Consider the following 19724-nt stretch of genomic DNA (forward strand, 5'->3'; position numbering starts at 1 on the left):
TCACTACGCATCCAATCGCACGAGCCAGCCGTGCCGATCCGGGATTCTCCCATATTGAATGTCGGTGAGCTCCTTGCGCAGCGACATTGCCAGTTCGCCAGCCGGTGCATCCGCCGAGCCGATGGTGAAGTCCTCCGATTTGAGTTGCGCGATCGGTGTGACGACGGCGGCCGTGCCGCACGCGAACACCTCCGTGATCTCACCGGATGCGATTCCCTCGCGCCACTCGTCGACCGTCACGTCACGCTCCTCGACGCCATGCCCGCGGTCGCGGGCCAGCTGCAGCAGACTGTTGCGTGTGACGCCGTCGAGAATGCTGCCGCTCAGCCGTGGGGTCACCAGGGTGCCGTCTTTGTGAACGAACACGATGTTCATACCGCCGAGTTCGTCGATGTGCGTGCCCGTCTCACCATCGAGGAACAGCACCTGCGCGCAACCGTGTTCGTATGCGATTGCTTGCGGCAGCAGGGACGCCGCATAGTTGCCGCCGAACTTCGCGGCCCCTGTGCCACCGCGCCCCGCACGCGAATAGTCGCTCGACAGCCAGATCGACACCGGGGCGACGCCGTTGGCGAAGTATGAGCCGGCCGGGCTGGCGATCACGTAATAGCTCACCCGTTGCGCCGGCCGCACGCCGAGGAAGTTCTCGTTGGCGATCATGAACGGGCGCAGATACAGGCTCGTCTCAGGCTCAGCCGGAACCCAATTATGATCCAGAGCGATCAGCTGTTTCAGCGACTCGATGAAATCCTCGACTGCAAGCGGCGGCAATGCGAGTCGGTGCGCGGAGTGCTGCATGCGCTCCGCGTTCCGATCGGGCCGGAATGTCCAGATCGAGCGGTCCGCGTGCCTGTACGCCTTCAGTCCCTCGAAGATCTCCTGTGCGTAGTGCAGAACAGCGGACGCAGGCTCGAGCTGCAGCGGGCCATACGGTACAACACGGGCGTTCTCCCAGCCGTTCTGCAGGCTCCAATCGATTACGACCATGTGGTCTGTGAAGTGCTGCCCGAACCCGGGATTGGCAAGAATGGCGTCGCGCTCCGCTTCTGCACGCGTCGAGGTGGACGGTGTCTGGGCGAATGCGAGGGCGAATGTCGCTGTCCGTGCGGTGGTGGTCATTTCAAGTCCTTCTGTGGAGAGGTGAAGCTTCGTTACGCGGCGACGCGAGCCACGATCGCGTCACCGACCTCGGATGTCGTGCGATGCGCCGAACCCCGATCGGCAAGGTCGCCGAGCACGGCCGCGTTCACGCGTGCCGCGGCATCCGTCAACCCGAAGTGGCTGAGCATCAGCGCGACGGACAGGATCGCCGCTGTGGGGTCGGCCTTCTGCTGTCCGGCAATGTCCGGGGCCGATCCGTGAACCGGTTCGAACATGCTGGGGAAGACGCCATCCGGGTTGATATTGCCCGAGGCCGCTAGCCCGATGCCGCCGCTGATTGCGGCCGCGAGGTCGGTCAGAATGTCGCCGAAGAGGTTGTCCGTGACGATGACGTCAAATCTAGCAGGATTCGTGACGAAGAAGATCGTGGCGGCGTCGACATGCAGATAGTCGACGGTGACCTGCGGAAACTCGGTTGCGACGGAGTCGACGACGCGCTTCCACAGCGCACCGGCGTTGACGAGCACGTTGGTCTTGTGCACGAGAGTCAGCTTGTTGCGCCGTGCTGCCGCCTGAGCGAAGGCGAACCGCACGACGCGCTCGACTCCGAATGCCGTGTTCACAGAAACCTCGTTGGCGATCTCCTGCGGCGTTCCGACGCGGATGGCACCGCCGTTGCCCACATACGGCCCCTCCGTGCCCTCGCGCACCACGACGAAGTCGACTTCGCCAGGATTGGCCAGCGGGCTGGACACCCCGGGGAAGATCGTGGTCGGGCGCAGATTCACGTATTGGTCAAGGCTGAAGCGCAGCTTGAGCAGCAGCCCGCGCTCGATGTTGGCATCCTTCAGCCGCGGGTCGCCAGGCAGCCCGCCCACCGCGCCGAGCAGAATCGCGTCGTGCTCTCGAATCGACGCGAGGTCTTCATCGGTCAATACTTCGCCGGTCTCGAGAAACCGAGCTGCGCCGAGCGTGAATTCTGTCTTGTCAAACGTTACAGACTCGGATTCCGTCGCAGCGTCAAGCACCTTGACCGCTTCGTCGATTACCTCTGGGCCGATGCCGTCTCCAGGGATGACGGCGAGTTTGATGGTGCGGGACATACGACTCCAGGGCTAGAAATGTGCGGACTACTGCCAGATTACTCGCGTAGCAGTTCTGCTCTGGCCGTGCCGAGCCCGCCGGTCTATGCTGGCGGCATCCTGGAACGGCAAAAGGCCCTCAACGACAGGGCCTTGAATAACGGGAGGCACAGACGATGAGTCTCGGCGCGGGCATCTTCCTCTTTGTGATCGGCGCTATTCTCGCGTTCGCGGTCAACGTCACTCCGGCCTGGATCGATCTCCAGCTGGTCGGCTGGATTCTGATGGGGGCAGGAGTGCTCGTCATCATCATCGGAATCGTTTTGCTCGCCCAGAAGCGGAGGAGTGTCGTGACCCGGCGCACCGGTATCGACCCCGCGACCGGGCAACGCTATGACACGACGGAACGCCGCGACGACGTTTAGTCCAGCACCCTGTCCGGCCGGACTGCGTCCGTCTTCTTGCTGGCCGACCGTTCGCGCCGCAGCGTCACGGCGGCCAGCACCGCCGCCAGCAGCACCAAGCCAGCACCGATCCCCGCGGTCAGCGCGACGCCGCTGTCGAAGGCGTGCCGCGCCGAGGCCATCAGCGCATCCGCCTGGAGCGACGGAAGCGTCTTCGCAACCGCAGCGGCTCCACCGATCGTCTCCCCCGCGGCATCCGCCTGGGCCGGCGTCAGACCGAAGGGCAGCACCACAGCGGCGCGGTAGCTCGCCGTGATGATCGTGCCGAGGATAGCCATGCCGAGCACGGCGCCGAGTTCGTACGCGGTCTCGGACACAGCGGATGCGGCACCCGCCTTGTCCGCGGGTGCCGTTGCGATGATCAGTTCGTTCGAGACCGTCTCGGCGGCACCGATCCCGATGCCCAGGGCGATGAACGCGATGATGAACGCGCCGGCGCTCAGCCCGTTACCGAGCACCGCGATCATCGTGTAACCGGAGGCGGAGAGCATGAGGCCGATGGGGATAACGATGCTCGGGCGCGTGCGGCGGGCGATCGGCACAACGGCCAGGCCCGCGATGATCATCGCGACGAGCCCCGGTAAAAGGGTCAATGCCGCCTCAATGGGGTCTTGACCGAGCACCAGCTGCAGATGCTGAGAAATGAAGAACAGGCCGCCGACGAGCGCGATCACGCTGAGCAGGTTCACCCCGACTGCACCGCTGAACGCAGGCCGCGTGAACAGCCGCACGTCGAGCATCGGGTTCCTGCGCCGCAACTGGCGTCGCACGAACAGCAGACCGCTCGCAGCCCCGATGGCAACCGCCATGACACCGATGACGACGTTGCCGCCGTTGGCGAGCGACTTGATGCCGAAGACCAGTGGCGCCATCGCCGCCAGCGACAGCAGGATGCTGAGCAGATCGATCGTTCCCGGATTCGGGTCGCGCGACTCAGGGATCAGGAGCGGCACGAGAATCAGCAACGGAATCAGCACGGGCACCGCGATCAGGAAGACGGACCCCCACCAGAAGTGCGCGAGCAGGAGCCCGCCGACGATCGGGCCGAGCGCTGAGCCGGCAGCGAACCCGGTCGCCCAAACCGCGATGGCCATTCGGCGCTGATCCCGGTCGAGAAACACCGAGCGCAGCAGCGAGAGCGTCGACGGCATCAACATGGCGCCGAAGAACCCGAGGGCTGCCCGTGCGGCGATCAGCGCTTCTGCCGTCGATGAGAATGCCGCAACGATCGACATCGCGACGAAACCGACCGAGCCGATCACGAGAAGCTTGCGCCGGCCGATTCGGTCTGCCAGGCTGCCCATCGCCACCAAGAGCCCCGCCAACACCAGCGGGTAGATGTCGATGATCCAGAGCAGCGCGACACCGGTCGGCTCCAGGGCTTCTGAGATCGCCGGAAGCGCGAAGTTCAAAACCGTGTTGTCGACGGAGACCAGGAGCACCGGCAGCATGAGCACGCCGAGAGCAGCCCATTGGCGTGCCCCAGCACGGGCGGGCAGCGTCGAGGTTGCCAGGGCCTCTGCGGTCGTCAAGGTGGGCTCTGCTTTCTGTGGGTCGCCGGAATCTGTATTGTTAGATGCTATACCGTCCAGACGGTATAGTACCAGCTATGACTCTGGAACGCGCTGAGTACGATGAGGGCGTGGCCTCCCCCGCTCCGACCCGTGAGCGCATCCTTGATGCGTTCGAACTGCTGCTCATCGACGACGGCGAACGCGCAGCGACCCTCGAGGCTGTAGCGAGTAATGCCGGCGTGTCCAAGGGCGGACTGCTCTACCACTTCGCGTCGAAGGATGCGTTGATCCAGGGACTGATAGAACGTTTGCGGGTGCTGGTTAGTGCAGATGTGGAGCGGATGCGCGCCGCCCCGGAGGGTGTCGTCGAGTATTTCATCCGCACGTCGGTCGCATCCACTGATCTTGGTCAGAGCGCGCTGGAGCGCGCGATCGTGGCCTGCGCGTGCCTGGCGCAGGGGTCGCACGCGGACGTACGCGACGCCATCCGCAGCATGCAGGCGACCTGGCTGGCAGCGATCACGGATGCCGTGACCGACCCGGTCGCCGCTCGCGTCGTCGCGCTTGTGGGCGACGGGCTGTACTTCAACTCGTCAATGCGGCTCACGGACGAGACGGCGCGCTCAGAATCCATGGACGAGCTCGTCGCCGCAGTCAAAGACTTTGTGGCTCGTCGGTCTGGCCCCGCCGAGAGCTCAGTCTGAACCTGCCGAGCGCTAGTCGGCGATGTCGATCTCGTAGGTCACGTCGGCGGAGATCGCCGTGCGCACGGTCTCGAGAAGTCCTTCCGGTACCGGAGAGTCGACGATCACGACGCTCAATGCCTTTCCGCCCGCCGCCGTCCGCGCAATTTGCATACCCGCGATGTTGATGCCGGCGTCTCCGAGCTGCTGGCCATAGATCGCGACGATACCGGGCCGGTCATCGTAGATCATCACGATCATGTGCTCAGCGAGCGGCACCTCGATCTCGTAGCCGTTGATGCCGATGAGCTTCTCAACCTGTTTCGTACCGGTGATGGTGCCGGCCACTGAGATCTGAGAACCGTCGCTGAGCGCACCACTCAGAGTGATCTCGTTGTGGTAGTCCTTCGTGACAGCGTCTGTGATGAGGCGCACCTCGATACCGCGCTGTTCGGCCAGGAGTGGCGCATTCACATAGGACACGTTGTCGCTGACGATGTTGGAGAAGACGCCCTTGAGGGCCGCCAGCTTGAGCACGCTGACGTCGTAGTTGACCAGGTCGCCACGAACCTCGACATCGATACTGGTCAGCGGGCTGCCGGCAAGTCCACTGAAGACCTGCCCGAGCTTCTCGACCAGCGGGATGCCGGGGCGCACGTATTCGTCGATGACCCCGCCTGCGACATTGACGGCATCCGGAACCAGTTCACCGGACAGCGCCAAGCGCACCGACTTCGCGACGGAGACACCTGCCTTCTCCTGCGCTTCGTCCGTGGAGGCACCCAGATGCGGAGTAACCACGATGTTCTCCAGCGCGAGCAGCGGGGAGTCTTCCGGCGGCTCTGACGTGAACACGTCGAGCCCCGCCCCAGCGATCGAACCTGCAGACAGTGCGCGGTAGAGGGCATCCTCATCGATGAGACCGCCGCGGGCGACATTGACGATGAACGCAGACGGTTTCATCAGTGCGAGCTGCTCGTCGCTGATCATGCCAACCGTCTCTGGCGTTTTCGGCATGTGGATGGAAATGAAGTCGGAGGATGCGAGCAGCTCATCGAGGCTGACCAGTTGAACGCCGAGTTGCTGCGCCCGTGCGCTGGTCACATAGGGGTCGTATGCGATGATCGACGTGCCGAACGCCTGAAGCCGCGCGGCGATCAGCGCACCGATCCTGCCGAGGCCGATGATGCCGATCGTCTTCTCATAGAGTTCGACACCGGTGTACTTCGAACGCTTCCACTGACCATCGGCCAGCGATGCGTGCCCTGCCGGAATGTGCCGGGCAAGGCTCAGGATGTGGCCGATCGTCAGTTCGGCGGCCGAGATGATGTTCGAGACCGGCGCGTTGACGACCATCACACCTGCCGTGGTTGCCGCCTTGATGTCAACGTTGTCGAGCCCGACGCCTGCTCGGGCGATCACACGCAACTTCGGTGCGGCCGCGATAGCCTCGGCGTCGACCTTCGTGGCGGAGCGCACCAGGATGGCTTCCGCGTCTGTGAGCGCCGCAAGCAGGGCGGCACGATCCGTTCCGTCGACGGTGCGCACGTCGAAATCGGGGCCGAGCGCATCGACGGTGGCGGGGGAAAGGACTTCGGCGATCAGCACGACCGGTTTTGACACGTAACGCTTCCTTTGACATTGAGCGGGGACGACATCGAACAACGATGTCATCGTTCAGGGACAGCGAGCGGCGGTGGCACGCCGTGGCTACGGCGTAAAACAGACGGGGCTCGGGCGCCACGGTCAATGGGGCGCGGTGGTTCACACCTTACCGCGTCCTCTGAATACCGTTATGCACCGTGCTGCGCCGTCTGAACGGAGGGCGGATGCGGATCCGAGTTTCTGCGGGCTAGCGGCTGCGGGCCGCCGCGATAGCGGCACGCACGAGTGCGGCATCCGTGGCATCGTAAGACGCATCCCCGCCGCCCGGTCCGCTCGCCGTGCCGACGACCACATGCCGAGCGGACAAGTGCACACTGAGCACACCGGCTGCCGCCAACGCGGGGATATCCTGCGGCGTGACGTTGCCACCCGCGATCACGTTCACCTTGCCTCTGGCCTTATCGGTCATCGCACGAAGCAATTCGACACCGTCGATGCTGCGTTTGGACTGCCCAGAACTGAGCACGCGTCGCACGCCGATCAGCGATAGTTTCTCTACAGCGGCGACCGGATGCGGTGCAACGTCGATCGCCCGGTGAAATGTGACATCCAGCGCCCCGGCGGCATCGACCAGGCCGTGCATCGTGTCGATGTCGACCCGCCCCCGCTCGTCGAGCACACCGGTGACGATACCGTCTGCTCCCAATTCGCGAAGCTGACGGATGTCGCGCAGGATCACGTCAATCTCGTTGCCGCTGTAGTAGAAGCCACCAGGGCGCGGGCGCACCAGGACGTGCAAGAACCCCTGCCGGCCGGCATCGCGCGCCAGCTCAGCAGCCAATTCGACGACGCCGGCCGACGGCGTCAGCCCGCCGACGCGCAAGGCCGAACACAACTCGACCGTGTCCGCGCCTTCACCGAGCGCAATCCGCACGCCCTCGACGTCTTGTACTGCAATTTCTACTGCCACGGTTGAACCGGGCATCCGCTCCCTCTCCGGCGCGATCTGATCCAGTTGATGAACGAGCGCGCTTAGCGAGCAACCTCGCCGTCGACGTAGTCGTCGTCGTTCGACGAGTTCCACGCGAAGAGCTTGCGCAACTCACGGCCGGTGGCCTCGATCGGGTGCTGCTCGCCCTTGGCTCGCAGCGCGAGGAACTCGGGGGCCCCTGCATCCTGGTCCGCGATGAAGCGCGCCGCGAACGTGCCGTCCTGAATGTCGGAGAGAACGGCCTTCATGTTCTCCTTGACACGCGGGTCGATCACGCGCGGACCTGAGACGTAGTCGCCGTACTCCGCCGTGTCCGAGACGCTCCAACGCTGCTTGGCGATGCCGCCCTCCCAGATCAGGTCGACGATGAGCTTCATCTCGTGAAGCACCTCGAAGTAGGCGATCTCCGGCTGGTAACCCGCCTCGGTCAACGTCTCGAAGCCGTACTGGATCAGCTGGGAGACGCCGCCGCAGAGCACGGACTGTTCGCCGAACAGGTCGGTCTCCGTCTCCTCGGTGAACGTTGTCTTGATGCCGCCGGCGCGCAGGCCGCCGATGCCCTTCGCGTAGCTGAGCACGAGCGGCCAGGCGTTGCCTGTCGCGTCCTTCTCGACGGCGACGGCGACGGGAACGCCGCGGCCCGCCTCGTATTCGCGGCGCACCGTGTGGCCGGGACCCTTGGGGGCGACCATGATCACGTCGACGCCGTCCGGTGCCTGGATGTACTCGAAACGGATGTTGAAGCCGTGCCCGAAGACGAGTGCCTTGCCTGCTGCCAGGTGCGGCGCAATGTCGTCAGCGTACAGGTGACGCTGCACCTGGTCGGGGGCGAGGATCACAATGACGTCCGCCCACTCGGCCGCGTCAGCCGAGCTGAAAACGCGGAATCCGGCCTCTTCCGCCTTCTGCTTGGACTTCGAGCCTTCCTTGAGGCCGACAACGACCTCGACTCCGGAGTCACGCAGGTTCTGCGCGTGCGCGTGGCCTTGCGAGCCATAACCGATGACAGCGACCTTCTTGCCCTGGATGATGGCAAGGTCTGCGTCATTGTCGTAATAGATTTCAGCCACTGTTGTGTGTCTCCTTGTTTGGGGGTTAGTTTTTGGTGGTCAATTCTTGAAGACGCGTTCGGTGATGGACTTCGAGCCGCGGCCGATCGCGAGCAGCCCGGACTGCGCCATTTCCTTGATGCCGTACGGCTCGAGCACTCGGAGGAATGCCTGAGTCTTTCCGCTGTCGCCTGTCACCTCGATGACGAGGGCGTCCATGACGACGTCGACCACGCGCGCACGGAACAGGTTGACCGCTTCCAGCACCTGCGACCGGGTCTGGTTGTCGACCCGCACTTTGATCAGCAGATGTTCGCGCTGCACCGATTGGGCGGGGTCGAGTTCGACGATCTTGATCACATTGATCAGCTTGTTCAGCTGTTTGGTGACCTGCTCCAACGGGAGCTCCTCGACATCGACGACGACGGTGATGCGGGAGAGGCCTTCAATCTCGCTCGAACCCACGGCGAGCGACTCGATGTTGAAACCGCGACGAGCGAACAAGCCGGCGACGCGGGTCAGCAGGCCGGGCTTGTCCTCGACCAGGAGAGACAGAACGTGTGCGCTCATTGCTATGCCTCCTCCTCGAACTGCGGACTGTGTTCTTTCGCGTACTGCACGTAGCTGTTGCTGACGCCCTGCGGCACCATCGGCCACACCATCGCGTCGCGGCTGACGACGAAGTCGATCACGACCGGCCGATCATTGGTCTCCAATGCCAACTTGATGGCGTCATCGACCTCTTCTTCTTTCGTGACGCGGATGCCGAGGGCCCCGTATGCTTCCGCCATCTTGACGAAGTCCGGAACATGCATCGTGCCGTGCCCGGTGTCGAGGTCTGTGTTCGAGTGGCGGCCGTCGTAGAAGAGCGTCTGCCACTGACGCACCATGCCGAGCGACGAGTTGTTGATGATCGCCACCTTGATCGGGATGTTGTTGATCGTGCAGGTGGCCAGTTCCTGATTGGTCATCTGGAAGCATCCGTCGCCGTCGATCGCCCAAACCGTGCGGTCGGGGTTGGCGACCTTTGCGCCCATCGCCGCCGGCACGCCGTAGCCCATCGTTCCAGCCCCGCCGGAGTTCAGCCAGGCGTTGGGGCGTTCGTATTTGATGAATTGGGCCGCCCACATCTGATGCTGTCCGACGCCGGCCGCATAGACGGCCTCGGGCCCGGTCAACTCACCAATCCGCTTGATCACGTACTGCGGGGAGAGCAACCCGTCCGCGGTGGGCGAGTAACCGAGCGGGAACTCCTCACGCAATCCGTCCAGGTAGGTCCACCACTCGCCAAGGTCCGGCGCGCTTTCGGAGGACAGGCCATGGAAGGCCGAGGTGAGGTCGACGATGACATCCTTGGCATCGCCGACGATGGGTACGTCAGCCGTGCGGATCTTCGAGATCTCCGCAGGGTCGACGTCAACATGAACGATTTTGGCATGCTGGGCGAACAGTGCCGTCTTGCCCGTGACCCTGTCATCGAATCGAGCTCCGAGCGCCACGATCAGGTCGGCCTCCTGCAGGGCGAGCACAGCGGGCACAGTACCGTGCATGCCGGGCATGCCGAGGTGCTGCTTGTGCGAGTCGGGGAACGCACCACGCGCCATCAGCGTCGTAACGACGGGGGCGCCGGTGACCTCCGCCAGTTCCAGCAGTTCTTTGTGTGCGCTGGCCCTGATCACACCGCCACCGACATACAGCACCGGCTTCTTCGCATCGACGAGCAACTGCGCGGCCGCGTGGATCTGCTTGCCGTGCGCCTTGGTCACCGGGCGATAGCCGGGCAGGTCGATCTTCGGCGGCCAGATGAACGGTGCGGTTCCCTGCTGGGCATCTTTGGTGATATCGACAAGAACCGGGCCGGGTCGGCCCGTCGAGGCGATCAAATAGGCCGCGGCGATCGTCGATGCGACGTCTTCCGCGCGTCGCACGAGGAACGAGTGCTTCGTGATCGGCATTGTGATGCCGACGATGTCCGCCTCTTGGAAGGCATCCGTGCCCATCAGGGTGGAGAACACCTGACCGGTGATCGCGAGCAGCGGAACAGAGTCCATATGGGCATCCATGATCGCCGTCACCAGATTCGTGGCGCCGGGGCCGCTCGTTGCGATGCACACGCCGACCTTGCCGCTGGAGGATGCGTAGCCCTCTGCTGCGTGACCGGCGCCCTGTTCGTGGCGAACCAGGATGTGACGAATCTTCGACGCGTCCATCAGCGGGTCGTACAGCGGCAGGATCGCTCCGCCGGGCAATCCGAACACGTCCGTGACGCCGAGCAGTTCAAGCGTTCGTACGACTGCTTCCGCGCCCGTGACGGTTTCTGGGGTGCGTGATTCTGGTGTGTGGTGGGGAGCCGTCGGCGACGGCACGATTCGTGATTCCGTGGACATGGGTGAGGTTGTTCCTTGGCTTCGTACGTACCGGATGAGAGATACGCGAACTACCCGGTGATCGCGCCTTCCGCAGCGGAATGCACGAGCTTCGAGTACTTTGCGAGAACGCCACGGGTATAGCGCGGGGGAAGTGGTTCCCAGCCTTGGCGGCGGGCTGCCAGCTCAGACTCTCCGACCAGTAGGTCGAGTGAGCGAGCCGCGATATTGACCCGTATCAGATCACCATCGCGCACGAAGGCAATGGGACCAGCGTCCACTGCTTCGGGTGCTATGTGGCCGATGCACAGACCGGTTGTGCCGCCTGAGAATCGACCGTCTGTCAATAGTAATACATCCTTGCCGAGCCCCGCGCCCTTGATGGCTGCCGTAATGGCCAGCATCTCGCGCATTCCGGGTCCGCCCTTCGGGCCTTCATAGCGGATGACGATGACGTCGCCCTTGTTGATCGCGCCCTCGGTCAGCGCGTCCATGGCCGCACGCTCGCGCTCGAAGACGCGCGCTGGGCCTTCGAAGACATCCGCGTCGAAGCCGGCCGTCTTGACGACGGCGCCGTCCGGGGCGAACGACCCCTTGAGGATGGTGAGCCCGCCTGTCGGGTGGATCGGGTTGTCAAGAGTGCGCAGCACGGTGCCATCCAGCGGCTGCGGGTTCAAGACAGCGAGGTTCTCTGCGACGGTCTTGCCGGTCACCGTCAGCGCGTCACCGTGCAGAAGCCCGGCATCTAGCAACGCCTTCATGACAACCGGGATGCCACCGTGGTGGTCGACGTCGTTCATCACGAACTGCCCGAACGGCTTGAGGTCGCCGATGTGCGGCACCTTGTCGCCGATGCGGTTGAAGTCGTCAAGGGTGAGCTCGACATCGGCCTCGCGCGCGATCGCGAGCAGGTGCAGCACGACGTTCGTCGAGCCGCCGAGCGCCATGGCAACGGTGATGGCGTTCTCGAACGCCTTCTTGGTCAGGATGTCCTTGGTCGTGATTCCGAGCCGCAGCATGTTCACAACGGCCTCGCCACTGCGGTGCGCGTAGTAGTCGCGGCGGCGGTCCGCCGCGGGCGGGGCCGCCGAGCCAGGCATGCTGAGACCGAGGGCCTCTGCGACGGACGCCATCGTGTTCGCGGTATACATTCCTCCGCAGGCGCCTTCGCCTGGAACGATCGCGCACTCGATCGCGTGCAGGTCTTCACGACTCATCGTTCCGGCGAGGCAGGACCCCACGGCCTCGAACGAGTCGATGATCGTGACCTCCTTCTCGACACCGTCGGAAAGCTTGACCCAGCCCGGCATTGTCGACCCCGCATAGAGGAACACGGATGCGAGCCCCAACCGGGCGGCGGCCATCAGCATGCCGGGGATGGATTTGTCGCACCCGGCCAGCAAGACGGAACCGTCGAGGCGCTCAGCCATCATCACGGTTTCGACCGAGTCGGCGATCACCTCACGCGACACCAGCGAGAAGTGCATGCCCTCGTGTCCCATCGAAATGCCGTCGGAGACCGAGACGGTGCCGAACTGCAGCGGGTAGCCGCCGCCGGAATGCACACCCTCCTTCGCTGCCTGAGCGAGCCGATCAAGGCTGAGGTTGCACGGCGTGATCTCGTTCCACGAGCTCGCGATTCCGATCTGAGGTTTGTCCCAATCCTCATCGCCCATGCCGACTGCGCGGAGCATACCCCGGCTGGTCGTTGCTTCAATACCGTCTGTGACGGTGCGGCTGCGCGGCTTGATGTCGATCGCGGCGCTTTCCAACTCGGCGCTATCCAACTCGGTTTTCTCCAGCTCAGGCATGTGTCAAGTCTAGGACCGCCCGACGCGTGCCCCCGGCAGCCCATAGAACAGCCGACCTCGCTATACTCTCGCGTTGCTTCGCGCAAGCGCTAGGCGGACTCCTCGAGGAGTGCGACGAGGCTATCGCCGGAAAGCACCTGCTCGGCGGCGATCTGGAGCGCTCCACGCGTGCCTGACCCTGCAGGCTTCATCGATCGCACAACCTGAAGTCCGTCCGTGAGGGCGGGCGGGCCGGAGCTATAAAGGGACTCCCTGACCCCGGCGATGAAATGGTCGCCGGCAAAGGCAAGGCTGCCGCTCAGGACAAGCACCTGTGGATTGGTGGAACTGATGCTGTAGACGAGCACGTCACCGACATCGCGTCCGGCTTGGCGCAGTGTTCGCGCCGCAATAAAGTCACCGCGCGCAACCAACTGCATCAGGTCGTCGAGATTTTCAGCTTGGCGACCTTCACGCCGCAGAGTACTCAGCACCGCAGGAAGCGTGGCGACCGCCCCGAGGCAGCCCCTGTTGCCGCACAGACACAACTCATCATTACGGCGCAGCGCCGGCACATGCGCTATTTCGCCCGCAAGATTGGCGGCGCCTCTCACCAGGTTGCCACCGGCGACGGCCGCGGCCCCCACACCGTCTGCAACGTGCACCAGTAGAAGGTCAGCGACTTCAGGAAACGCCTCGATCCGCTCTCCGAGCACCATCAGATTGACATCGTTTTCTAGCTGCACGGGGACGGCCAGTTCTGTCTCAAGCCACTCGCGAGCGGGGAAACCCATCCACCCCTTCGCACCGCCCGTGCGAATGAGGCCGACAGCGCCGAGCGTGGCGGACATCGGCAGGCCGAGCGTGACCGCGGCCAGGTCACCGTGCTCTTCGGCCGTGTCAGACAATAGCCGCCGGAGCGTATCAACGATGCCGTTGAGGATGTGCTCGTAGCCGTCGGTGTGGGCGATCGGCAGCGACGTCTGCGCGAGCGGTTTTGCGCCGAGGTCCGCGATCGTCACGCGACATGATGAGTGCCCTAACTCAATTCCAGCCACAGTCCGAACGCGGTCGTTGAGGGCAAGTTTCGTTGTGGGACGACCGCCCTCGGGCGAGAGCCGCCCCACCTCGCGCACCAGGCCGACATCGCGGAGCGCATCCAAGCGCAGAACGATAGTGGACCGGGAAAGCGACGTGGCTCGGGCCAGTTCGGCACGGGTCCATTCTCGGCGGTCGAAAAGCAACCGCAAGACATCGGTGGGGTCTCCCCGCACCGCTCTTGTTCCTACTGAGGTCTTCCTCATGACTCCAAGCTATCTCAACATTAGGCAGCGTTTTATCTTCTTTCCAACATCTTACGTCTTACAACTAGACAAATGATGTCGATTCGTGTTTTATGTATCCCTAACGAGTCATAACTGGAGGATCCATGACCGGACGCAACGGTGCGGCAAGCTCTCCGACGCTTGTCGGTTTGGTGGGCTGCGGAAACATCGCAGAACGCTACGTGGAAGGAATGAAACGGTTTCCGGAGCTGGCGCTTGCGGGATGTGCCGATGTCGACGGGCGCTTTGCGTCGGCGCTGAGCGAGCGCCTCGGCATCCGCGCATATCCAAGTGTCGAAGAACTCCTAGCCGATCCGGCGATCTCGTTGATCGTGAACATCACACCGCCTCGGGCGCATGAAGCCGTCACTCGGGCGGCCCTGAAAGCGGGCAAGCACGTTTACGTCGAGAAACCGATCACGACCGACCCGGAACCTGCGAACCAACTGCTTCTGGAAGCGAAAAAAGCCGGTCTGTTGGTCGGAGCCGCTCCCGACACGTTCCTCGGCAGCGCCGCGCAAACCGCCCGTAAGGCAGTGGACGACGGAGTCATCGGCCGCCCCATCGCCGCCGTCGCGTGCATCCGGTACTCACGCGCTGAAAAGTGGCATCCCGATCCCACATTCCTATTCCAGCCCGGCGGCGGTCCATCCCTGGACCTCGGCCCGTACTACGTCACTGCACTGGTGAATCTTTTCGGCCCGGTGTCCGAAGTGAGCGCATTCAGCAGCATCGGCGCGTCACATCGGACGGTCACAGCTCCGGAACGGCGCGTGGATTCGATCGAGGTGACGACTCCGACCCACGCTTCGGCATCGCTGCGATTCGAAAACGGGACGATTGCGACGGTCATCTCGAGTTTCGACATCTGGGACACTGACATGCCGTTCATCGAGGTCTTCGGAGAGAACGGCACTCTTCAACTCGGCGATCCGAATGAATATGACTCGCCAGTGCGCGTGCGCCGGCACGATGACCCGGACTGGTCCGTGCTCGAACCCGTATTCACCCCGACAGGCGAGCCGGCGACTCCCGTGCAGCTGCTGCGCGGCATCGGAGTGGCGGATCTCGCTTCCGCGCTCTCAGGTGCGGATCTTCACGCCAGCGGAGCCCTGGCTCTGCACGTCTTGGACGTCATTACAGCGTTCAACCGATCGAGTGACCGGTCTGAAGTCGTGCGCATCGGCTCCGCCGTGGACCGTCCGACCCCCTCTCGACGTGCCACTGCGATCGAATCTTCACCCGACACAAACCGCCTGGAAGGGATCACACTGTGAACGTCAGCGTCGGACTCCAACTCTTCTCCGTCCGCCAGTCGCTTGCATCGGACCCGTGGGGCACACTCGCACTCGTTGCCGATGCTGGCTTCACGCGACTGGAAGCCGCCAACCACAACGCCCGCAACGACCCCGGTGTCGGATTCGGCGTGAAAGCAGACGAACTGCGTTCTCGACTGGCCGACCTCGACCTGTCGATCGTCGGCTGCCACATCAACCCGCTCGAGCTCGACATCCTGCCGCGCGTGCTCGACTACCAGGCAGAGCTCGGAAACGCGCAGATCGGTTGTGACATCGAGTTCTACCCCTACGGCGACCGGGACTTCGTGATGCGTCGCGCTGAGACCTTCAACCAGGTCGGCGAACTCGCCAGGCAACGAGGCATGCGTTTCTATTACCACAATCATTTCCAAGAATTCCAGCGCTTCGGCGACGACTATGTGTACGACTTGGTGCTCGACAACACCGATCCGGAGCTCGTCAAGCTGGAACTGGACACCTACTGGATGTACCGGGGCGGCCAAGACCCGCTCGACTGGATGCGCAAATGCGCCGATCGGGTCATCCTTCTCCATCAGAAGGACTTCCCCGAGAACGCGCCGCAGCCGCTGAACCTGTACGACGGCGTCGTCTCGCCTACCGAGACCATCGACATGGCCGTGTTCGAGGAGCGCAAGGACACGCGCTGCTTCACCGAGATCGGCACAGGCGCTCTACCGATTCAGGACATCCTCGACACGGCGGCCGGCCTGCCGAATTTCGACTACCTCTTCCTCGAGCAGGATCACACCACGCTCGACGAGATCGAGTCGGTCCGGACCAGTCACGACGCGTTCGACTCCGGCTTCTCCGGCATCTCCTGGACCTGACCGCCCCTCCTCCCCTCCCCGACCCAACCACTAGCAAGGATGCTCATGGTCCGTATGATCGGAAGTCGTATCGCGCTGGCAATCCCCGTGCTATTCATCATCACGGCGTTCTCATTCGTTCTGGTCTCGTTCATCCCGGGAAATGTCGCGACAACGATTCTCGGGCAGAACGCAACTCCTGAGAGCATTCGCGCGCTCAATGACCAGCTCGGCCTCAATACGCCGCTGCCGGAGCAGTACCTCGGTTGGCTGAGCGCCGCGTTCCGCGGCGACCTGGGCACCTCGATCTTCACGGGTGATGACGTTGCGTCGACAGTGTTCGACCGGGTGATGCCAACCCTGTATGTCGCCGGTTTCGCGACCCTGGTCGCAGCCGTGCTCGGAATCGCACTCGGCACGATGGCGGCAGTACGCGGCGGGGCGGTCGCACGCGCGTTGGATGTGCTCGGCATGGTCGGCATGTCGCTACCGAATTTCTGGTTCGCGTTGATCCTGATCGTGTTCGTTTCGGGACGGCTGGGCTGGTTCCCTTCGCTCGGTTATACCGATCCGTCCGTGGATGCCTCCATCTGGCTATCCCAGCTGGTGTTGCCCGTGACTGCGCTGGCGATCGCAGGTGTGGCGCTCATCGCCAAACAAACACGGGATGCGCTCGTGGAGGCGATGAGCAGAGACTTCATGCGGTTCATGCAGGCCAATGGCATCAGCCGCCGCTCGCTCGTCTTTCGCCACGGCCTGCGCTACTCGGCCACCTCGATCGTCTCGGGAATCAGTTCGTCGTTCATCAACCTATTCGGCGGCACGGTCGCACTCGAGACAATTTTCGCTATTCCCGGACTCGGGTCGCTGGTGACCACGGCGACCCTACAGCACGATCTGCCCACTGTTCAAGGAACGGTACTGGCATACACGATCGTGATTCTCATCGTCACCCTGCTCGCCGACATCGGCTATCGGTGGCTCGACCGAAAGGCGGCGATCCGATGACCGAGATCGTACCTCCATTGACGTTGAACACACGGTTCGGTCGCGTGCACTGGCGCAGGTTGCGACTGGGCACTGTGTTGGCCGCCACCTGGCTCGCGCTCGTCGTCGTCGGCGCGGTCTTCGCGCCGCTTCTCGCGCCATACGGCCCGAATACCCAAGACCTGGGCGCGATTCTGCAGGGTCCGAGCCTCGCGCACTGGTTGGGAACCGACAGCCTGGGGCGGGATATCCTCAGCCGACTCATGTTCGGTGCACCTCCCACATTGATCAGCGTCGGGCTCGCGGTGATCTGTTTCGCCGTGATCGGCTCGGTCGTGGGGTTGATCGCCGGCTACCAGTCGGGCTGGACCGACCGGATCACGATGGCCATCGTCTCCATCGTCATCGCCATGCCGGGAATCATCGTGATGTTCGTCGTACTGTCGGTTTACCGCAACAACACCTACCTGGCGATGACCGTCTTCGGCATCCTGTCGTGCCCGGTGATGGCCCTGATGGTCAGATCCGCCGTCCTCGCCATTCGAAACGAGCTGTTCGTCGACGCAGCGCGCGTTTCTGGCCTATCGTCCGCACACATCATTTTCCGCCACATCCTTCCGCGCATTCGCACTCTGATCGTCGTGCAGGGCTCATTGTTCGCCGCGAACGCTGTGGTACTCGAAAGCGCCGTGAGCTTCCTCGGATTCGGTAGACAGGCTCCGGAGCCGACCTGGGGAAACATGGTCTCCGAAGCGGCGTCCCAGATCTCTCTCAATCCGTGGATGCTGTATCCGACCGGTGGTGCGGTCTTCCTGACGGCACTCGCCCTCGGTGTGATCGGCGATGAGCTCGGCGCATCGCTCGGGCGCAGCTGGAAAGGTTCGAAACTGACACCGGCGCGCAAAGTCCCGAGGAACGCTCCGGCTCCGGCACTGCAGACCGGTGCCCTCCTCAAGGTTCGCGGGCTCGAGGTCGGCTACCAGACGGACGATGGGCTCACAACCATCGTCTACGACGTCGGGCTGACGATCGAACGCGGCGAAACACTCGGGCTCGTCGGCGAATCCGGCTCCGGCAAGACGACTGTCGCATTCGGCGTGCTGGGGGTGGTCGGTCGCGGCGTGGAGATCTCGAAGGGGCAAGTGCTCTTCAATGGGGTCGACCTGCTTCAGCTGGACGACAAACGACTCGCAGCATTGCGCGGTCGCCACATCGCTTATGTGGCGCAAGAGCCCATGGTCGCGCTCGACCCCAATCTGCGCATCGGCGCGCAACTCGACGAGGTGCTACGTCGAGCAGAACGAGATATGTCCCGAGCCGAACGGCGCGCGCGGGCAATTGAACTACTCACGACCGTCGAGATCCGCGACCCCGGCTCAGCGCTCCGCCGATACCCGAGCCAGCTCTCCGGCGGCATGGCGCAGCGCGTCTCCATCGCCTACGCACTCGCCGGCCGACCCGAGCTACTGATCGCGGATGAACCGACCACGGCTCTCGATGTGACGGTGCAAGCCGGAATCCTCGGCCTGCTACTCCGGCTGCAGCGGGAGACCGGAATGTCGATGCTCGTGATCACACACGACTGGGGCGTCATCGCCGATGTCTGCGATCGAGTCGCGGTCATGTATCGGGGCCACGTCGTCGAGGACGCCCCCGTGCGACAGATCTTCACAGACCCACAGCATCCATACACGCGTGCACTACTCACCTCGAACCCGCACGGGGCGACGCCCGGCATCGACCTGCCGGTGATCACCTCCGAATTCTCCACAGAGCCCGCGAAGCGGGTCACAACAGGCGGAAGCTCACGATGAACGACACAATCCTCACGGTCGACCACCTCGACGTCGCATACGGACACGGCCGGAAGGCGTTCACCGCGGCGCACGACATCTCATTCTCGATCAAACGAGGAACTACGCTCGGACTCGTCGGCGAGTCCGGCTCGGGAAAGTCCACGGTAGGGCGCGCGATCCTCGGTCTGGCGACTCCCCGGTCGGGAACGATCACTTTCGAGGGCAACGACATCACACACGCCTCCCGCAAGCGTCGCCGACAGCTTGCCAGCGAAGTGCAAGTGGTGTTCCAAGACCCGCGCAACTCACTCAACGAAGCCAAGAGGGTCGGCGACATCCTCATTGAACCGTTGACGGCGACCGGCGCGATGTCACGCGCCGATGCGCTGAACCGCGCACGTCACCTCCTCGACACGGTCGGTCTCCACGCCACCGATGCCGCGAAGTCGCCGGGCGACTTCTCCGGAGGGCAAAGACAACGCATCGCGATCGCCCGTGCGTTGATGTGCCATCCCAAGCTCGTCGTCTGTGACGAACCGGTCTCAGCGCTCGACCTATCGGTGCAGGCGCAGATCATCAATCTGTTCCGTCGTCTGCAGGCGGAGACCGAGGTCGCCTACCTATTCATCGCGCACGATCTCTCAGTTGTGCGATTGCTTTCCGAACGAGTCATGGTCATGAACGCCGGCCGCGTTGTGGAAGAGGGGCCGACGGAAGAGGTCTACACCTGCCCGCGCGACACCTACACCAAACGGCTACTGGCCGCAGAACCTTATCCAGATCCCGACGTCCAGCGCCGCCGTCGGCAGGAATGGGAGGCGCTCCAGGCGCTTTAGGTCCACTCAG

17 protein-coding genes are annotated in these 19724 nt (G+C 63.6%); 7 read left to right on the forward strand and 10 right to left on the reverse strand.

Features of this window, described 5'->3' with window-relative positions:
• Window positions 1-3: 3 nt before the first annotated feature.
• Both QU604_RS13115 and QU604_RS13120 read right to left on the reverse strand, forming a co-directional pair.
• Complete coding sequence (locus QU604_RS13115) at window positions 4-1119, reverse strand: branched-chain amino acid aminotransferase (protein ID WP_308465074.1); 1116 nt, start codon at window positions 1117-1119, stop codon at window positions 4-6.
• Between the two features lie 32 nt (window positions 1120-1151).
• Window positions 1152-2204, reverse strand: coding sequence for a 3-isopropylmalate dehydrogenase (locus tag QU604_RS13120; RefSeq protein ID WP_308465075.1), 1053 nt, complete (start codon window positions 2202-2204; stop codon window positions 1152-1154).
• 155 nt (window positions 2205-2359) lie between these two features.
• Here QU604_RS13120 and QU604_RS13125 point away from each other — a divergent pair, with 155 nt between their 5' ends.
• Window positions 2360-2608 (forward strand): DUF6458 family protein, encoded by a 249-nt coding sequence (locus QU604_RS13125; RefSeq protein ID WP_308465076.1) that lies wholly within the window; start codon window positions 2360-2362, stop codon window positions 2606-2608.
• On the opposite strand, the gene QU604_RS13130 is transcribed toward QU604_RS13125, so the two are convergent.
• Entirely contained in the window at window positions 2605-4179 is a 1575-nt protein-coding gene (locus QU604_RS13130; RefSeq protein WP_308465077.1) for an MFS transporter, read from the reverse strand. The two genes, QU604_RS13125 and QU604_RS13130, sit on opposite strands and share 4 nt — an antisense overlap.
• Before the next feature lie 77 nt (window positions 4180-4256).
• Here QU604_RS13130 and QU604_RS13135 point away from each other — a divergent pair, with 77 nt between their 5' ends.
• Window positions 4257-4865, forward strand: a complete 609-nt coding sequence (locus QU604_RS13135; RefSeq protein ID WP_308465078.1) for a TetR/AcrR family transcriptional regulator — start codon at window positions 4257-4259, stop codon at window positions 4863-4865.
• Window positions 4866-4877: 12 nt separating this feature from the next.
• On the opposite strand, the gene serA is transcribed toward QU604_RS13135, so the two are convergent.
• From serA to QU604_RS13170, 7 genes are all read right to left on the reverse strand, one after another.
• Window positions 4878-6467: a phosphoglycerate dehydrogenase gene (serA, locus tag QU604_RS13140; RefSeq protein WP_308465079.1), complete on the reverse strand. Its 1590-nt coding sequence runs from the start codon at window positions 6465-6467 to the stop codon at window positions 4878-4880.
• Window positions 6468-6696: 229 nt separating this feature from the next.
• On the reverse strand, window positions 6697-7434 hold the full coding sequence (locus QU604_RS13145) for a copper homeostasis protein CutC (RefSeq protein WP_308465080.1): 738 nt from the start codon (window positions 7432-7434) through the stop codon (window positions 6697-6699).
• A gap of 47 nt (window positions 7435-7481) precedes the next feature.
• Window positions 7482-8510, reverse strand: coding sequence for a ketol-acid reductoisomerase (gene ilvC / locus QU604_RS13150; RefSeq protein WP_308465081.1), 1029 nt, complete (start codon window positions 8508-8510; stop codon window positions 7482-7484).
• A gap of 39 nt (window positions 8511-8549) precedes the next feature.
• On the reverse strand, window positions 8550-9059 hold the full coding sequence (gene ilvN / locus QU604_RS13155; protein WP_308465082.1) for an acetolactate synthase small subunit: 510 nt from the start codon (window positions 9057-9059) through the stop codon (window positions 8550-8552).
• Between the two features lie 2 nt (window positions 9060-9061).
• Entirely contained in the window at window positions 9062-10876 is a 1815-nt protein-coding gene (locus QU604_RS13160) for an acetolactate synthase large subunit (protein WP_308465083.1), read from the reverse strand.
• 50 nt (window positions 10877-10926) lie between these two features.
• Window positions 10927-12666, reverse strand: a complete 1740-nt coding sequence (gene ilvD / locus QU604_RS13165) for a dihydroxy-acid dehydratase (RefSeq protein ID WP_308465084.1) — start codon at window positions 12664-12666, stop codon at window positions 10927-10929.
• A gap of 89 nt (window positions 12667-12755) precedes the next feature.
• Window positions 12756-13949 carry an ROK family transcriptional regulator gene (locus QU604_RS13170; RefSeq protein ID WP_308465085.1) on the reverse strand — a complete coding sequence of 398 codons (1194 nt, stop codon included), beginning with the start codon at window positions 13947-13949 and terminating at the stop codon, window positions 12756-12758.
• 125 nt (window positions 13950-14074) lie between these two features.
• On the opposite strand from QU604_RS13170, the gene QU604_RS13175 reads away from it, so the two are divergent.
• Genes QU604_RS13175 through QU604_RS13195 form a run of 5 tightly spaced genes read left to right on the forward strand, consistent with a single transcriptional unit; the run spans window position 14075 to window position 19714 of the window.
• Window positions 14075-15247, forward strand: coding sequence for a Gfo/Idh/MocA family protein (locus tag QU604_RS13175; protein ID WP_308465086.1), 1173 nt, complete (start codon window positions 14075-14077; stop codon window positions 15245-15247).
• Entirely contained in the window at window positions 15244-16116 is an 873-nt protein-coding gene (locus tag QU604_RS13180; RefSeq protein ID WP_308465087.1) for a sugar phosphate isomerase/epimerase family protein, read from the forward strand. Before QU604_RS13175 ends, QU604_RS13180 begins: the two co-directional genes overlap by 4 nt.
• Window positions 16117-16170: 54 nt before the next feature.
• Window positions 16171-17103, forward strand: coding sequence for an ABC transporter permease (locus tag QU604_RS13185; RefSeq protein ID WP_308465088.1), 933 nt, complete (start codon window positions 16171-16173; stop codon window positions 17101-17103).
• Complete coding sequence (locus QU604_RS13190) at window positions 17100-18896, forward strand: dipeptide/oligopeptide/nickel ABC transporter permease/ATP-binding protein (protein WP_308465089.1); 1797 nt, start codon at window positions 17100-17102, stop codon at window positions 18894-18896. Before QU604_RS13185 ends, QU604_RS13190 begins: the two co-directional genes overlap by 4 nt.
• Window positions 18893-19714 (forward strand): ATP-binding cassette domain-containing protein, encoded by an 822-nt coding sequence (locus QU604_RS13195; protein ID WP_308465090.1) that lies wholly within the window; start codon window positions 18893-18895, stop codon window positions 19712-19714. The genes QU604_RS13190 and QU604_RS13195 overlap by 4 nt, the downstream gene beginning before the upstream one ends.
• Window positions 19715-19724: the final 10 nt, after the last annotated feature.

The organism is Rathayibacter sp. SW19 (assembly GCF_030866825.1).
GTDB classification, from domain to species: Bacteria; Actinomycetota; Actinomycetes; order Actinomycetales; family Microbacteriaceae; genus Rathayibacter_A; species Rathayibacter_A soli.